This window comes from Clostridium uliginosum, from assembly GCF_900112485.1.
GTDB lineage: Bacteria > Bacillota > Clostridia > Clostridiales > Clostridiaceae > Clostridium > Clostridium uliginosum.
The window spans coordinates 1-17,124 of sequence record NZ_FOMG01000028.1 but is presented as its reverse complement, the minus strand read 5'-3'; the positions used below and the strand labels follow the sequence as shown (position 1 = coordinate 17,124).

The following is a 17,124-nucleotide window of genomic DNA, read 5'->3' as shown; positions in this document are numbered from 1 at the left end:
CTAATTCTCCTTTAAATATACTTGTCCAGCAAATTCTCAAACTGCTTCTTTTGATTTTCAAATCTAAATTTATCTTTACATAGTTCATAATTTTTCTTTAATTTATTCAACATATCTTGAGAATTTAATAATTCTTTCATTTTCTTTCCAAATATTTCAGGGTTCGAAAGGTCTGCACCAACACCAACATTATTTTCTCCCGCTACCATAGAAATTTCTTTCATAGATACGTCAAAAAGCATCGGTACAGTTGCTTCAAAATATTCCATCAGCTTATTAGGTACAGAATATGAAAAATACTCATCCATAGCTGAATAAGGTAATACCCCTAAATCAGCATTAACAGTATATTTCATAAGTTCTTTCTGATTTACCCAACCCGTAAAGCGTACTCTTTCAGGATTACCTTCATTTTGAAGAATTTTTTTAAATTCTGTCTCATAAGGACCACCACCAACAATTATTAAATATTGATTATCATCTAAATACTTTGTTGCACGAGCAAGATTATCAAGATTTCTCAGAGTAGTCATACTACCTTGAAAAACAGCGATTTTCATTCCTGCTGTTATCCCAAACATTTCATTCCAAATATTTTCATTATAATCTTCTGGTTTTACGCTTAAATCGGCACTCATACAAGAATATATTGTTTCAAATGGCTTTTCGTAACACTTTGACATGTCAGTAGCAAGATACTCTCCAACAGTTATGCACAAATCACATTTGGGATACAATTCTTTTTCGTATAGTTCTGATAATTCGATTTTTCTTCTAAATGATGAATCCCAAAGTTTAGCTTGCTTATACCACCATTCATGACAATCTATGATTAGCTTACATCCTGTAACCTCTTTGAGCATAGTGCCTATTGGTAACGTCGGTAAATCTGCCACATATACCAAATCTGGTGTTTCTATTTCAAGTTGTCTTTTCACATTTTCCAATATAGGCGAATAATCATAGACAATTTTTTTATACTCACTAAATTCAAACTGTTTTCCTTTTATTTCATCAGCATTATATGCCCCAAAAGGAATTGCTGTTATTTCCTCGAATGTTTTATCGTATGTATTATAACAGTACATAGAATTAAAGGCTGGATTTTGTGCATAAAATGTATTTTCTCCAAATTCATTTAATTCACTTTTCACATTAATATTTCCTATAGAATATGTTGTCCCCAAAAATTCTGTATGTTCGTTCATGTACTGAGCTATTGCATTTTCAAATTCAAAATGTTTTAAAGTATTTTTTGTGTCATAACAAATTGAGTATTTATCATCAAAACTAGTATATAGTACACATTTATCCCCTTTTCTTACTTGAATTATATAAAATTCATTGTATCCATTTAAGATAGAATGATTTTTCTTATACCTACTAATATTGAAATTAATTTCTCTAAAATTTTTAGCATATCTTCCATTTAGTTTTTTAAATTCTTCCTGTTTTTCTTGTGTAAGTTTAATAACTTCTCTACATTCTTCAAAAATAAGGTCTTCACTAATTTCATATCGTTTAACTATATTTTTATTTACAGGCCTATTAACATAATAAGGGTCGCCATCACTTAATAAATCAAAAAAATATGACGGAAATAATGTAACTTCATATCCGCTTAATTCCAATACATCAGCAAAGAAAAATATTCTTCTGTCAATATAATTATCATGTGTAACAAGCCATGCCTTTTTACTCATATTTATTGTCCCCTTTTATTTTTGTTTTTATACGGTTATATACTTTTTTAGCTCCAATATCAACAAGAAAATCATATACAATTGGAATTTTAACTATTTTCTTTAGTAATTTTAATGCTTTTAATGTTGCCTTCGCCAAAATAGTTTTTATTTTAGAACCCGTTTGTTTAGTATTAATATTCATAATAGACAAATTTGCCTTATATAAATTAATCTGAGCTTCTAATTCATCTATTTTGTTACTACTTAAAGCAAGTTTTTCACTTAAAGTACTAATATAATAATCTTTAGCATTAATTTTATCTTTTAGAGCTTCATTCGCTAAAACACTTTGCTTATATATTTCAGACATTTGGACAAAGTCTGTACTAGTTTCTTGTGATTTTTTCTTATTCGAAACTATCTCTTCTGTTTTTAATATTTCTTTATTTTCAGAATTAAAATTATCGTTCTTTAAAGTATCATCATATATATTAGATAATAATTGTTTTTTTTGTTCAACAATATCTGTTAAATTAAATATTCTTTCATAAATTATTTTGATATAGTCAAATATAAATTTTCCATTTATTAATTTCTCTGACGATTGATTTAACCACGACATCAAATCATCTGGCAAATCAATGTAACCTTTCTTAGGTACAAACCACATAAAATTAATATTATCTATTTTTTTACATAAATGAGTAATTGATGATTTAGGAATATATCTGACATAATTCATGCCTAAATCATTAAGCACCTTAATATAAGACAATTGAAAATTTCCGTCAGCATAGATTTTTAAATATCCATAAGCTGATCTAATATTATTATTTAATACCAAATCAAAATTAAATTCACTACCCTCAGTGTTATAATCTAAAATTTTATATTCCTTTCCATACAAATCAATACCACAGATTACAAAACCTACTTTACTAGATGTGCTACCTGTAAAACGTATTGTTTTTTCAACCTCACTAAACGAAACAGGTAAAACAAAGGATATTATTCCATTTCCATCTACTATTTTTTCAAGTTTCATTCCACTTTCAGTAAAATCAACATTAAAATCCTTCGCTATAAAACAAGGAATATTCACATTTTTTATATAATCCTTCATTTTATCTAAAACACATATATCATTCAGTTTTATATCTGCTGTATTTAGTTTAACCGTTTTAAATTTTTCAATATTTTCTATAGATTGATCACCTATTTCAATGCTATTTTTTCTTTCAAACAAAACAGCTATTTCACTATAAACAAATGTTGCTTCTTTTGTAAGATAAGTTTTAGCTATTTCATTTGCAATATCTAAATATTCGCTATTTACTTTCACTGTATTTCCACCGCATACAGGACATTTCCAATTTTCCACTTCATGATGTTCAATATTCAGTGTATCTAAAATTACACCACTATTTTTAAAACCCTCATATTCAGAAACTTCACCTGTAAAAGCAACTGTTTTGATTTTCCATTCATCACTTAAAAGCTGTATAACTTTATTATAATCAAAAGAGTTTTTATGATAATTAACATGCCATTTATTTCCACATTCATTGCATAAAGCCATACTCTCTCCAAGATATTCACCAAATGGGACTTGAATATAGATGTACTTACTACTTACACGTTCTAACTCAAAAATAGCCTTTTTCAGAGAATCTTTTTCAATGTGTTCCAACACATCACAAGCCATAATCATTTCCACAGATTTATCTTTTAAAGTAATGTTCAAAATATCTCCTATACACCATTTTCTTATGTTATCCTTTAATATATTTTCATCTATATCCATAGCTAAAACATTATAACAAGGTGGAATATTTCTATTTACATAGCCTGGTCCAGAACCTATATCCAATATTTTTTCAGCATCTTCTGGCAAAATGTTAATCAATGTTTCTACTGCATTATCAATTGATTCTACTCCTGTTTTAGAAATATCAAATAACCTACGATATTCCTGTGTTTCAGATTGATTTACAGAATTAATCTCGCCATCCCCTACAATTTCAAATTTAGACAAATAACTATACTCTTTATCCCATAATTTTTCTATATTTTTATTTTTAAATTGCACTTTATCTTTAATATAGCTATTTGAATATTTTAAAATATCATCAATAATTTCTGAAAATTTCTCATAAGTAATATCTTCAAATTTGCTTTTTGATTCAAATGTATATAAAATAATTTTAAACAAAAGCCATAAATTTTTTATAAACATATCTGTCTTTTCATCGCAACAATATTTACAAATATAATATAGTATATCAAAATCATAAACATCTTTTCTACCAACTATATTCTCAAATTCAGCCTCTGTTTCAATGCTTACCAATCCTTCATTATCAAATAAGTGATTTGATTTATTATCTTTTAGAATAGGAAAATATATATTCTTCATCTCATCTGACAAAACAAAAGCATCATAATCTTTTAAGAAATCTACTTTAAAGTTAGCCAGAAGACATACAACTCTTAACAAGTTTCTTGCGCATGGATTAATTTTAATTTTTCCATATCTAATCGTTAGATTCCTCATTACTCATCACATCCTCTTAAATTTGCTGCATCAAAAATAACCTCATTACCACCATAACTCCATTGACACTCATGTGCAAAGGCACCTAAACTCTTTTTCACATTATCAGGCTGTTTAACATTAAAAAATACTGTTCTGTCAACCACACAATAAGACTCATTTTCCAACTCACTTGTATAGTCACAGTTTTTAAATATTCCAATACTAACCATATATTCATCTTCTCCAAGGCGTATAGGAGCATATTTCGCTTTTATAATAAATTTATTTTGAATATTTTTAATTTCTAAATCTTCACTTTCACAAAAAACTTGAGAAATTACTTTTCCTGTTTTTGTTAAAATATCAATAACAACAGTAAACCTTTCAACATTCCCAGTTTTTTTCATATTAAGGCAAAAAGTCATCTCTTCACCCATTGTAAATACCCTCTTACTTTTTCCATTTTCATCAAAAATATCTACAAATTCAATTATTATTTCTTCTGACCCATATATTGAATTATCATTTTTCATTTCCTCATAAGTTTTGGCAATACTAACACTCTCAACTTTTATATCATTATTATCATCTTGTTCAACATAAATTTCTTCTATAGCTTCTTCAATTGGTTTTACTTCCTCATTTTGTGTGTCATTATCTTTTTTAGTTTGAGACAAGTCACCAAAAAATTTATATTGATGCTTAAATTCACCACTTGTAACTTCGCCTAATCGCTTATACTCATTATTTATCCATTGTTCTACAAAAACCTTTTCTCTTGAATCTGGCTCTGCTTCAACTTCCAGTACAAGATTATTAATATCTATGTGTTTAGGTACAGCCATTTGAAAAGGTGCATGTCTATTAACTCCCTGTTTATCCATATAATATCTGAAGAAGCCTCTATTTGCCTTCTTTGGCTCACTCCAATCCATTACTTGATTTCCATCTAGAATTCTATTATAATTACTCTCATCATTGTCCATAGGAGCTCCAACAATAAGTTCTATATCAATATTATTTCCATCTGAAATTCTGCATTTATAAATTTTATGTTTAAACTTAGGATGTTCAGATTCTACACAAAACCTAAATAAAAATATATTATTATACTCATCAGCAGACACCATAGTAGAAATATCTTTTTTACTAATCTTATATTCTTTAGCACGTATGCGTAGTTCTTCTTCCTCACGAATTTTTTTATTATATACTTTTGACACTTCTAAAGCTGTTCCTGATTTAACAATGGTTCCTCTTTCTAACAATATAGCCTTATCACATATTTCTAAAACACTATCCATACTATGTGATACAAAGAGAACAGTTGCGCCTGTTTCACGAGTTAACTTCTTCATTCTTTCCGCACATTTAGTAGTAAACGCAGCATCACCAGCACCCAAAACTTCATCTATAATTAAAATATCAGGCTCTAAAGCAGTTGAAACTGCAAATGCAAGACGAGAATACATACCAGCTGAATAATATTTTATAGGCTGATTTATATAATCCTCTAATTCGCTAAATTCAATTATTTCATTTTCTAATTCCAATGCCTTTTTTTTACTTATCCCATTATAAGAAAGTGACGTTCTGATATTTTCAAGACCAGTAAATTCCGGATGAAAACCTGTTCCAAGTTGAAGTAATGCTTGGATTTTTCCATTAACTTTTATCCTACCTTCTGTAGGATTTATACTACCTGTAATTATTTTTAGCAATGTACTTTTTCCCGCACCATTTCTACCTATTATACCAATTCTTTCACCTTTATTAACTTCTAAGTTAATATCTCTTAAAGCCCAAAATTCTCTGTATTTAACAGATTTATCCCAGAACTTAAATTTATTAATATCAAAAACATCTGCTATTCTATCAGATGTTTTATCAAAAAGTTTATACATTTTTCCTAGTGAATTTATTTCTATCGCTTTCATATAGTCCTCCAAAATTCAATTACAATTAAATATTGTCAATAAAAACCTCTTTCATCTTACAAAAAAACCAATATCCAATTATAAAAATAAGAAATGAGAATATCATTAATATCCACAAAACATTATTTTGTGGAAACCGTCCCTGAATAATACAATCTTGATAAGCTGCTATAAAATAATATAAAGGATTCCATGCAAGGAAAGGCCTTAGCCCTTCTGGCACCATATCAATAGTATAGGCAATTGGACTTACCATCATTAAAAATAAGTTTATTAAATTAACAATATTTTGTAAGTCTTTTAAATACACATTCAAACATGAAAGAATCCATCCTAAACCTATACTAAACATTATTTGAAAAATCCACACAACAAATATCAAAAATATATACTTAGAACCATGTCCATTAATAGTACTTGCAATAAGTAACAAAACAAGACCAACTGCCTGAGTGGTCTGACTACATATAACAGCTTTCACAGGAATAATATCTATTGGAAATAGAGTATTTTTAATAAGAGACGAATTAGATGTGACTGATACAATTGTAGATGCAATACTTTCTGTGAACCCAAGAAATGGAATTAATCCTGCAAAAATAAGAAGCACATATGTAGAAGAATTCATTTCGCCAAACCTAGCTTTAAAAACATAAATATAAACAAAAGAATATGCTGTTAGTAATAGAATAGGATATAATAGTAACCAAAACACTCCTAGTAACGAACCTGCAAATCTTGCCTTAACATCAACCATAGCAGTTGACATTAAGACATTTCTATTTTTATAAATTATATTAAATGGTTTTTTTATATTCATATAAACCTCCAAACTAATCCTATACTATTAATCTATAAGAGATTTATAGTACGCTTCTTTATCATGAAAAGAACGCTGCCATAATTCTAAACTAAGCAATCCCCACATATTTCTGCCAAATTGAGATTCTCCATTAATTTTGTTAATAAATTCCGAATTTTTAATATATCTACGAGACTTAGCTTTTTCACTTGTAAAAATATCATAAATAAAATCTTTAGCATCATTTTTAACCCAATAGTTAAATGGAGTAGGAAATCCCATCTTATCTTTTCTATTCATAACCTCATTAGGAACATATTTGTCCATACTTTTTCTTAAAATATGCTTCATATTTCCTTCTTTAAATTTAACATTTGCAGGCATTGTAGCAGCAAGCTCAACTAATTTATGGTCAAGAAAAGGTACTCTTGATTCAAGCCCATGTGCCATGCCCATTCTATCCTCAACTTGAAGTAAAGCAGGTAACAATGTCTTAAAATCAAAATGTGTCATACGATCAAAATATGATTTTTCATTAACATTGTTAGCCATAAAAATCTTTCTAAAGCTTTCATAAGGATTATACTCACCTAACTCATTCCAATTAACACAATCTTTAATTTTAGGTGCTCTATTTATTAGACTAAAATATCTTTTATCAGGATCGTCAAATAAACCATTACTCCAAAATTCTTTTAGCATCGGTTTATAATTATATAAACTTGTTAAATTAGGTATTATGGATTCATATGTAACAATAAAATCACCTGAATTCATTGTACCATCTATTGCTCCCTTAATACACTGCTCGAAATAAGCAACTAAATACCTTGTATATCCCCCAAATATTTCATCTCCACCCTGACCGCCAAGTACAACTTTTCTATGCTTAGCTGCAAGGCTTGAAATCATATATTGAGAAAAAGAACCTGGACCAGCAATAGGTGTATCCAAATGATAGATAACTTTTTCAATATTATCAATAAAATCTTGTGAGGTAATATCTAACTGATATAAATCAAAGTTACTATTTTTAGCAACAATCTTAGCATATTCACTTTCATCATAGTCCTTACTAATTGTAAATTTTCCTGTGAATCCCACAAATTCACCATCACAAACCTTTGAGGCCATAGCAGATATAATAGAAGAATCTACCCCACCACTTACATATCCACCAATAGGTACATCACTTACAGTGTGATATTTTACAGACTCTAAAAAAGCCTCTTCTAATCTTTCAGCAAACCATTTTTCAGTATGGTCAAAATCTATATTATAATAAACTTGCCAATACCTTTCTATTGTAACATTTCCGCTTTTTATTATAATATTATGTGCTGGCTCCAACTCCTTTATATCCTGAAACAGAGTCTTTCCTCCCAAACACATCTGAAAAGTTAAATAATCCTTTAACCCTTCTTTATCAGTTTCAATTTTTTTAACAAAAGGCAATAATGCTTTCATTTCTGAAGCAAAATAAAAAACATTATTGTTTATTGTATAATAAAATGGTTTTATACCAAATCTATCTCTAGAACAAAATAACTTACCTGCTTTTTCATCCCAAATTGCAAAGGCAAACATTCCCTTAAAATGAGAAACACAATCCTCTCCCCATTTTCTGTAAGCATATAAAATAACTTCTGTATCACTATTAGTTTTACATTTACAACCTATTTCTTCTCTTAATTCTTTATAATTATATATTTCTCCATTAAAACAAATCCAATTTCCTCCATCATCACACATAGGTTGTTGACCAGAATCAATATCAATTATACTTAACCTTCTATGTGCGAAACCTACTGAAGAATTTTCATTTTTCCAAACACCAAATCCATCAGGGCCCCTATGAATTTGCAAATTATTCATAACTTCTAATTTTTTTTGCATATTTTCAATAGGACAAATGTTTAAGTCCATAATACCTGCAATTGAACACATATATTCTTCTCCTTTGCTGTTATGCTAGTTTTAGAATTCTAAAATTAAAAAAACAATATAAAATATTTATAACCCCAAAACTAAATTTTTTAATTTATTTTAAATATAAGATTCTTTATTTTAATAAACATTATTATCATTCGCTTTTCTTTAAAATAATAAAGCTTATAAGTTTGTAATTAACATAACTTTTATCTAAATAATATTTCTATAACTTTGAACTAACACAAAAAAATTCAAACAGTTACATCTGTACAATCAATTATTAAATAATTACTTCATTATTTAAATTTTCCATAAAAAAAAAGCATACATAAAACTATTATACCAAAATTTCTTTTAAATGCCCTCAAAAAATATATAATTTATCGTTTATATAATAATAAATTATATAAACGATATTAATATTATTAAATTATTAATTCATATGCTTTTTATAAACAGATCTCAAATAATTATTCGTTCATAAGTATAATTGAAATGAATAAAATTGTCAATTTATCTACTTTAATTTCACAAAGCAAACTTATAAATCTGTTAACATTCCATCTTTACTTTTGAAAAATACGCATCTTTATCTCATATATCTACTATATTTACTTCAACTATTCAGAAAGCATACTATAATAAATAATATTTTTTTATACCATTAATTGTATAGCACACAAAGTAATACATTGATAAAATCAAACCTAATTCCTCACTTTTACGATAGATTACCCATCGATTTTTACATGCATTTAATTTATCAGAAGAACGGCCACCTTTTCTGTAAATTACTAAAGTTTCTTGTATTCCTATTGCTTTAAATCCACACTTCAGTAATTTTAACCACAAAACAAAATCTTCATGAAAAAATTCAGTTTCAAACGGATACTTTTTAAGTAAATAGCTTTTAACAATAGCCGTTGAACAACAAATAACATTTTCCTTCAAAAGACCATTATAATTAATTTCTTTAGGTACAACACGAACAACACAATTAGTTTCATTATTGTTAATCATTTCATATGATGTATAACATATATGTGCATTTTTTTGTTTAATATATTCTAACTGTTTTTCTAATTTAGATGATTTCCATATATCATCACTATCTAAAAAACTAATAAATTCACCTTTAGTCATGTTTATTCCTAAATTTCTAGTTTTAGCCACTCCTAAATTTTTTTGATTTCTATATAAAATAATTCTACTGTCACTTTCACTTAAATTTTCTATAATTTCAAACGAATTATCAGTTGAACAATCATCAATTATAATTATTTCAAAGCAAGTATAGCTTTGACACAATACTGATTTAATTGTTTTTTCAATTGTTTTAGATGAATTATAAACTGGTATTATTACAGATACTAAATTTTTCACTTTGTAGTTCCTCCTACATAGAATCCATTTTACTCAGTATACCACAACATAAAAACATTTAATAATCGTTTGTTTGTCAATTGTCTATTAATAATATAGTTGGATTATTCCTTAAATTAATCTATAATTATACTAAAGTTAAATTTGATACAATTTACGAATAATACTTAATAAAAGGAATGAATGTTAATGATAAAAGAAAACCAAAACTTATTAAATAAAGTCAATGCCCTGAGCGACATATTAATATTGTTTATTTCTATGGCTCTTGCATATTCCATTCGTTTTTTTATTTTTTCATCAGATACATATTACTTAAAATTCAATGTGTATATGCAATTTACTTTATTTCTAGTTCCAGTTAATATTGCTTTATATATGTTTTTTAATTTATATAATTCAGTTAGAGCATCATTATTTAGTAAAGAGTGTATTAAAATAATCAAAAGCAATACCCTTTTAATTGCTTTTTGCTTATCTGCATTATTTGTATTTAAATTAGTTGATATTTCTAGATGGATTATAGTTATTTTTTATTTTGTAAATACTATTTTAGTTATGAGTAAAAGATTTTTATTAAAAACAATTTTATCAAGCATTAGAAAAAGTGGATTAAATTTAAAACATGTATTAATTGTAGGTGGTGGAGAAACGGCCTCTGAATATTTGAAGGTTATTAAAGATAATAAAAGTTATGGTTATAGCTATGCTGGATATGTTGCTAATTCTTCAAACTTTTATGATAAAAAATTTGGTGATTATAGTAAGTTATTAGACATACTATATAAGTTTAAATTTGATGAAGTTGTTTGTGCCCTTGATATTGAAGATGCTAAATATTTAGAAGAAATAGTTTCTGCTTGTGAAAAAAGTGGTACTAAAATTTCTATAATACCTTTTTGTTATAAATATATTCCTAGTAAACCATATATTGATCAAATAGGTAGTATTCCTATTATTAATGTTAGAAGAATACCTCTTGATAACTTTGGAAATGCTTTTATGAAAAGAGCTTTAGATATAATGGGTTCTCTTATTTTAATTATATTGACAAGCCCTATAATGATATTTACTACATTAATAATAAAATGTACTTCTAAAGGTCCTATCATATTTAAACAACCACGTGTTGGTTTAAATAAAAATACTTTTACAATGTACAAGTTTAGATCTATGAAGGTTAATTCTGATGAGCAAACAGGTTGGAGTACAAATAATGATCCTAGAAAAACTAGATTTGGATCTTTAATTCGTAAATTCTCAATAGATGAATTACCTCAATTTTTTAACGTATTAAAAGGTGATATGAGTTTAGTAGGTCCAAGACCTGAAATTCCTCATTTTGTTGATGAATTTAAAAATGAAATACCTCTTTATATGGTGAAACATCAAGTAAAACCTGGAATAACCGGACTAGCCCAAGTAAATGGTTTTAGAGGTGATACTTCAATTAAAAAGAGAATTGAGTATGATATATATTATATTGAAAACTGGGACATATTAATGGATATAGTGATATTACTCCAAACTGCTTTTAAAGGTTTTAAGAATAATGAGAAGATTGTAAAAAAGAATCGTGAAACTATAAACAATAACGGAGTAGAATTATAAAATTCAACTAAATTCAGGAGCATGCAACCGTCATCTCCCACTTGAAGAAGAAGGAGTGTTACGGATGCTAGCTATCGGATAAAATTCCTGCTATTAGGCAATGGAAAATTCTTAGATGAATTAAAAATATACGCTCAAAGTTAGGTATTAACAAAAGTGTATTCTATAGATACCGTTTTACCAAATACAATTAATATTATTTCTAATGAAAATAAGACCAGCTAAGCAAAGTCAAGTAAAATATAAAAAAATATTTTTTTGAATATCTTGCATAGCAAATAAACCGTTTTAAAACACGAACGGTTACAAAAAATGTAAAAAACTAAGCTGTATGATTTAAGTACATTCTACAATGAATTTTAGGGTGTCTTTCCTCATACGGCCTTTTATTTTTCATTACAGAAAATATATATCTAACCATTTTATGCATTATTTCACCTAAAGCAACTTTTGGCTTTTTTGTTTTTAATTTATCTTTATAATATTCTAAAATTATTTTGTTATTAGCTTCGCCATTACGTTTTATACCAATTGAAGAAAGTGCTGCTGTATATATTGCACGTCTTCCGATACTACTCCCACGCTTGGATAGGCTATTCCTTGATCCTTTGAAATTTCCTGATTCATTTATAGATGGATCAATTCCGAGAAAAGCAACTAAATGTTTAGAGGTTTTAAATCTTCGGAAATCGCCTATTTCCGCAACTAACGTTATTGCGGTTAATATTCCTATACCAGGAATCGTTTTTAATAATGAAATATTTTCTTTAATATTACTATTTAGTTCATCTGAATCAATTAGATTATTTATACTTTCTAGTAAAGATTTAATTTCCAAATTAATAGCATTAATTAATGAGATGTTGGCTCTTATTTTTATCGATAATTTATCTAAGCCTACTCCGATAGCGATAGCTTCCTTTGCTACTGAAATTAACTTTAAATAGATATTTTTACACCATTCATTACTTCTTCTAGCATTATCTCTTAATAAATCAATAATCTTATCTTTAGGATCTTTTACTATTAATAAAGGTGATGGATATTTATTTAAAATAGCTAAGGATGTTTTAGAATTTGCATCCCTAAATATTGTATTATAGTTTGGAAATATTACTCTTAAATCAGCTGATAGTCTCTTTTTATATTGAGAACAATCATCTCTAAGTTTGTAATATTCTCTAACTAAAGATTTAAGTAAATAATAATCTAAATCAATATCAGTGGAATACTTAATATTTTGGAATTTACCTATATGTGCAATTGATATAGCATCTTTTTTATCATTTTTCACTTTTCTTATTGAACTATTTTTGTTAGAATTTGTAATGAGTGGATTAATGATGAATACATCATTAAAAAATTTCTTTAAATAGTGGAAAAGAGCTATATGGTAAACACCTGTTGATTCCATAAATATTGCAGGTTTACTTGAAAGGTTCTTTTCTGCTTTTTTAATTTCTTGAACTAAATAGTTAAATTCTTTAAGATTATGATTCATTTTAAAAACCTTTTTATAAATATTGCCATTCGGTTCGATGATTGCTACATAAGAAAATTCGCCGAAACATCAATTCCTATTGTTAAATTATAAGTGAATGCTGCCATTTGATTATCTCCTCATATATAAAATTTGAGATAGAATAGATTATCCAATATATCAGTTAGTCTATATCCTTGTTTGTGACACGAGTAATTCCTATTTAGGAAACTCAACCAGCTAATTATGGAATTCTATCTGATGGAATGATACGCTTTTTAACGGGTATAGTTTCGAAGAAACTCCCAGGGGCTGGTCATCTATCTTCTATTCAGTACTATTTTACCTAATTAAGTTTCCTTTAAAATTCAAAGAGAATGATTTTACTATTATAAATTTGAGATATGTTTTTAAGAATAATAAAAATAAAATAAGCTACAATATTCATGTAAAGAGATATGAATTCTCTAATGAATTTTATAGCTTAATCATACAAGGAGGCTGTCTCATAATACAAATCATTTAATGATATGATGTATATTCAAAAAAAGAAATAGAAATAACATTTGTGTAAGAAGCATTGAAAAATAAGCTTAGAGTTTCTTCATTTGAAGTTGTTCCATAAATGATTGTCCTAATGCATATTAGGAGCAATCTTTTATGGGTACAACTTTAAATGTTAGAAACTTTTAGCGAAATTTTTCTAGTCTTCTTTAATAAATGTTATTTCTATTTCTTTGTTATTTATTTTAATATGCCTTAACTGGTTTATTTCCCCGCCTTGCACCCATGACCTCTACAATGATATAATATTACATATTTGTATAGATAAACAGAGTTCTTATTTTCAGGTGGGGTTTTCATCCCAACTGAAGCTTAGAAATCGTTATCCAGGAGCGTGCAGCCGTTATCTTCCCCTTGTATAAATGGAAATATTATGGATGCTAGCTATCGGATAAATTACAAAAATAAATATATTGGGATGTGTATAAAATGGAAAATAATAAAAATATTTCAAAGGATAAATCCATTAGTTTTTTCTTTCCTATTGCATTTATACTTGGAATTATACCATTAATTGTTCGTATGGTAGTTGTTAAAGTTGATTCCAATGCTGTAGATATACTTGGTGAAGCAGTGAAAACTGATTTATTTTCACAGAAAAAAGCTTTCTATTTAATAATTTTTTCTATTATATTAATTGGAATTAGTGCTATATTCTTTAAAAAAATATTTAGGAAAAAAGATAAAATTGTTAATTCAATTTTAATCTTATCTGGTATATTTTTGCTTTTAACTTTACTTTCTGCAATATTTTCAAAATATAATCAAGCATCTTTTTTTGGTGTATTTGACAGAGCTGAAGGCTTTATTACAATTGCTTGTTATATTATTATCTTTATATATTCAATTTACACATTTAAAACTACTAATGATTATAAATACGTGGTTATTCCTATTATTATTTTAGTTGTTATTAACTCATTTTTAGGTGTTTTTCAATACATTGGACAAGATCTACTTAAAAGTAAGCTAGGTTCTTCTATTGCTATTCCTAGTAAATATAATGTTGATGCTAACGGACTAGATTTACTTTTTGAAAAAGGTAAATTATATGGTACTTTATTTCATTACAATTATGTTGGTAGCTTTGTAGCTATTGTACTGCCTATATTATTTGGTTTAACTATATTTGAAAAGAAGATCGTTAATAAAATAATTTTAGGAATTGCATCATTACTTTCAGTATGGTTATTATTCGGAAGTACATCTCGTGCAGGAATTATAGGTATTTCAATTGCAACTATTTTTGGTATTATTATATTTGGAAAAATAATATTTAAAAAATGGAAACCTCTTTTAATAGGTTTTGTTTCTATAATGATTTTAGCCATTGGAGTTAATTTTGCAACTAAAGGAATTATTTTCGAAAGAATTCCAAGTTTAGTAATAGATTCTTTTAGCATTTTTAAGGATACAAGTGATTTCGATTATAAAGAACATGTACCTGTTAAGGATATAAAACACATAGATAAAGGTGTTGAGGTTGTATTACCTAATGAGACTTTAAAAATCTCCTATGAAAATGGTAACTTTATATTCAAAAATTCAAATGATGAAATTATACAATATGTTAAAGATAAAATTACTTATACAACAAATACTGAGCCTTTCAAAAACATTTCATTTAACTTTGGAAAGCTTAACAATAAATCCATTACTTCAGATGGTCTTATGTTAAATATTAATGGACAGCCTACATTTGTATTCAATCTAAAACCAAATAAAAGTCTTCATTTAGTAAATCCAAGTAGCTATATAAATACTGAAGTAGCTTTTCCTGAATCAGCTGGATTTAAAGGTAAAGAAAAACTTGGATCTGCGAGAGGTTATATCTGGTCAAGATCTATTCCTATGATTAAGAATAATCTAATATTAGGTACTGGTCCTGATACTTTTATTTATCAGTTCCCTCAAAATGATTTAATTGGTAAGTACTATGCTTATAATACTCCTAATATGCTTGTTGATAAGCCACATAACCTTTACTTGCAAATAGCTTTAAATGATGGACTTATTGCATTATTAGCATTTATATCAATTATGCTTATTTATATTATTGATAGCATGAAGTTATACGCTTTGAAAAAGGAATATAGTAAATCTCAAATATTAGGTGGCATAACCTCTTTAGGTGTTATAGGATATTTATTTGCTGGTATTTTCAATGACTCAGTTATAAGCGTTGCTCCAATATTTTGGATAGTTTTAGGTGTTGGTGTTACACTTAACTTTATGAACAGAAAAGTAATTAAATAAGGCATAAGAACATCTATACCTAAAAAGGGACATATTAGTACGGAGTGATACATTGTAAATAGTGATTTTAGTGTTTCATCATTTATGTTATAGAATCTGCCACTGTTTGAAGCTTTAGCTGAGTTTGGCATAATTCTATTGCAGAAATGATAGAAACACTTAAGCACTATTTACTAGTATCCGTAGTACTAATATGTCCTTTTTTAAAAATATGATTATGTTAATGCATATGAACTAAGATAACTAGTCAAAGATAGTGCTTTGTGTTATTTCTACTTCTTTGTTTTTAAACATTATTGCTAGTTTTATAATGTCTTTAATTCCTTTTTCTAAAAGCTCTGTTTCATATTTTTTGTCTTCAATTTGTCTTAAAGCCTTTGAAGTTGCTTCTTCTATACTTTCTTTTGATAATTAATCAATCTTTTTAAATTCTATTATTATTCCGATTTTTGAAGTATCTTTTGGAATTATCATAACATCGTATCTTCCAAAACTACTTTCTTTATTTGATTTAACCTCATAATTATCGCAAAGTGAAACTAACATTCCAAGTACAAAAGCATGATATACCTTTTCTGGTTCTTTGCCAGATACATCAAAGTAACTTAAATTATTTATAACAAACCTCTTATATTTTCTGTCTTAACTGCTTTTAAATACCATGATAAGAGCAAGAAACTCCAAATGTTCTCGTTACAAGGTCTTATCTACAAAATAATAATTACCTTCTACTAAATCTTTAAAATCAGAGATTCCAATTTGTATTTTCTTTTTCATTATAGTTCATTTCCGTACTTGCTAAATTACAAATACTGCTATCTATATTATCTGATACCTTAATTATATTATATCCTTGTATAATTAAGTTGTAAATTTAATAAAAAACTATTTATATTTCTAACGAACATTTCACTTCTTATATTTTTTAATATTCTTAT

9 protein-coding genes and 1 pseudogene are annotated in these 17,124 nt (G+C 27.1%); 2 read left to right on the top strand and 8 right to left on the bottom strand.

Annotation, left to right across the window (positions count from 1 at the left end):
• Positions 1-11 precede the first annotated feature (11 nt).
• The 6 genes from BM027_RS14785 to BM027_RS14760 all read right to left on the bottom strand — a co-directional run bounded on the left by BM027_RS14785 (position 12) and on the right by BM027_RS14760 (position 10,275).
• On the bottom strand, positions 12-1,703 hold the full coding sequence (locus BM027_RS14785) for a glycosyltransferase (protein ID WP_090093509.1): 1,692 nt from the start codon (positions 1,701-1,703) through the stop codon (positions 12-14).
• Complete coding sequence (locus BM027_RS14780; RefSeq protein ID WP_090093508.1) at positions 1,696-4,239, bottom strand: class I SAM-dependent methyltransferase; 2,544 nt, start codon at positions 4,237-4,239, stop codon at positions 1,696-1,698. The genes BM027_RS14785 and BM027_RS14780 overlap by 8 nt, the downstream gene beginning before the upstream one ends.
• Positions 4,239-6,158 carry an ABC transporter ATP-binding protein gene (locus tag BM027_RS14775; RefSeq protein ID WP_090093506.1) on the bottom strand — a complete coding sequence of 640 codons (1,920 nt, stop codon included), beginning with the start codon at positions 6,156-6,158 and terminating at the stop codon, positions 4,239-4,241. Before BM027_RS14775 ends, BM027_RS14780 begins: the two co-directional genes overlap by 1 nt.
• A 25-nt stretch (positions 6,159-6,183) precedes the next feature.
• Positions 6,184-6,978, bottom strand: coding sequence for an ABC transporter permease (locus BM027_RS14770; protein WP_090093503.1), 795 nt, complete (start codon positions 6,976-6,978; stop codon positions 6,184-6,186).
• 27 nt (positions 6,979-7,005) lie between these two features.
• Complete coding sequence (asnB, locus tag BM027_RS14765; RefSeq protein WP_090093501.1) at positions 7,006-8,907, bottom strand: asparagine synthase (glutamine-hydrolyzing); 1,902 nt, start codon at positions 8,905-8,907, stop codon at positions 7,006-7,008.
• A 621-nt stretch (positions 8,908-9,528) separates the two neighbouring features.
• Positions 9,529-10,275, bottom strand: coding sequence for a glycosyltransferase family 2 protein (locus BM027_RS14760; RefSeq protein ID WP_175560003.1), 747 nt, complete (start codon positions 10,273-10,275; stop codon positions 9,529-9,531).
• A 189-nt stretch (positions 10,276-10,464) separates the two neighbouring features.
• On the opposite strand from BM027_RS14760, the gene BM027_RS14755 reads away from it, so the two are divergent.
• Positions 10,465-11,886 (top strand): undecaprenyl-phosphate glucose phosphotransferase, encoded by a 1,422-nt coding sequence (locus BM027_RS14755; RefSeq protein ID WP_090093497.1) that lies wholly within the window; start codon positions 10,465-10,467, stop codon positions 11,884-11,886.
• Positions 11,887-12,208: 322 nt separating this feature from the next.
• Here the strand turns inward: BM027_RS14755 and BM027_RS14750 are convergent.
• Positions 12,209-13,494: pseudogene (locus BM027_RS14750) on the bottom strand (IS110 family RNA-guided transposase).
• 865 nt (positions 13,495-14,359) lie between these two features.
• Here BM027_RS14750 and BM027_RS14745 point away from each other — a divergent pair.
• Entirely contained in the window at positions 14,360-16,186 is a 1,827-nt protein-coding gene (locus BM027_RS14745) for an O-antigen ligase family protein (protein WP_090093494.1), read from the top strand.
• 411 nt (positions 16,187-16,597) lie between these two features.
• Here BM027_RS14745 and BM027_RS19005 read toward each other — a convergent pair whose 3' ends face one another.
• On the bottom strand, positions 16,598-16,732 hold the full coding sequence (locus BM027_RS19005) for a PD-(D/E)XK nuclease domain-containing protein (protein ID WP_479723319.1): 135 nt from the start codon (positions 16,730-16,732) through the stop codon (positions 16,598-16,600).
• Positions 16,733-17,124 lie beyond the last annotated feature (392 nt).

What these genes read in the sequence shown, in the direction of transcription:
- asnB (WP_090093501.1), bottom strand. Translation starts at nt 8,907, where the DNA reads ATGTGTTCAATTGCAGGTATTATGGACTTAAACATTTGTCCTATTGAA.
- BM027_RS19005 (WP_479723319.1), bottom strand. Translation starts at nt 16,732, where the DNA reads ATGTTAGTTTCACTTTGCGATAATTATGAGGTTAAATCAAATAAAGAA.
- BM027_RS14785 (WP_090093509.1), bottom strand. Translation starts at nt 1,703, where the DNA reads ATGAGTAAAAAGGCATGGCTTGTTACACATGATAATTATATTGACAGA.
- BM027_RS14770 (WP_090093503.1), bottom strand. Translation starts at nt 6,978, where the DNA reads ATGAATATAAAAAAACCATTTAATATAATTTATAAAAATAGAAATGTC.
- BM027_RS14745 (WP_090093494.1), top strand. Translation starts at nt 14,360, where the DNA reads ATGGAAAATAATAAAAATATTTCAAAGGATAAATCCATTAGTTTTTTC.
- BM027_RS14775 (WP_090093506.1), bottom strand. Translation starts at nt 6,158, where the DNA reads ATGAAAGCGATAGAAATAAATTCACTAGGAAAAATGTATAAACTTTTT.
- BM027_RS14780 (WP_090093508.1), bottom strand. Translation starts at nt 4,239, where the DNA reads ATGAGGAATCTAACGATTAGATATGGAAAAATTAAAATTAATCCATGC.
- BM027_RS14755 (WP_090093497.1), top strand. Translation starts at nt 10,465, where the DNA reads ATGATAAAAGAAAACCAAAACTTATTAAATAAAGTCAATGCCCTGAGC.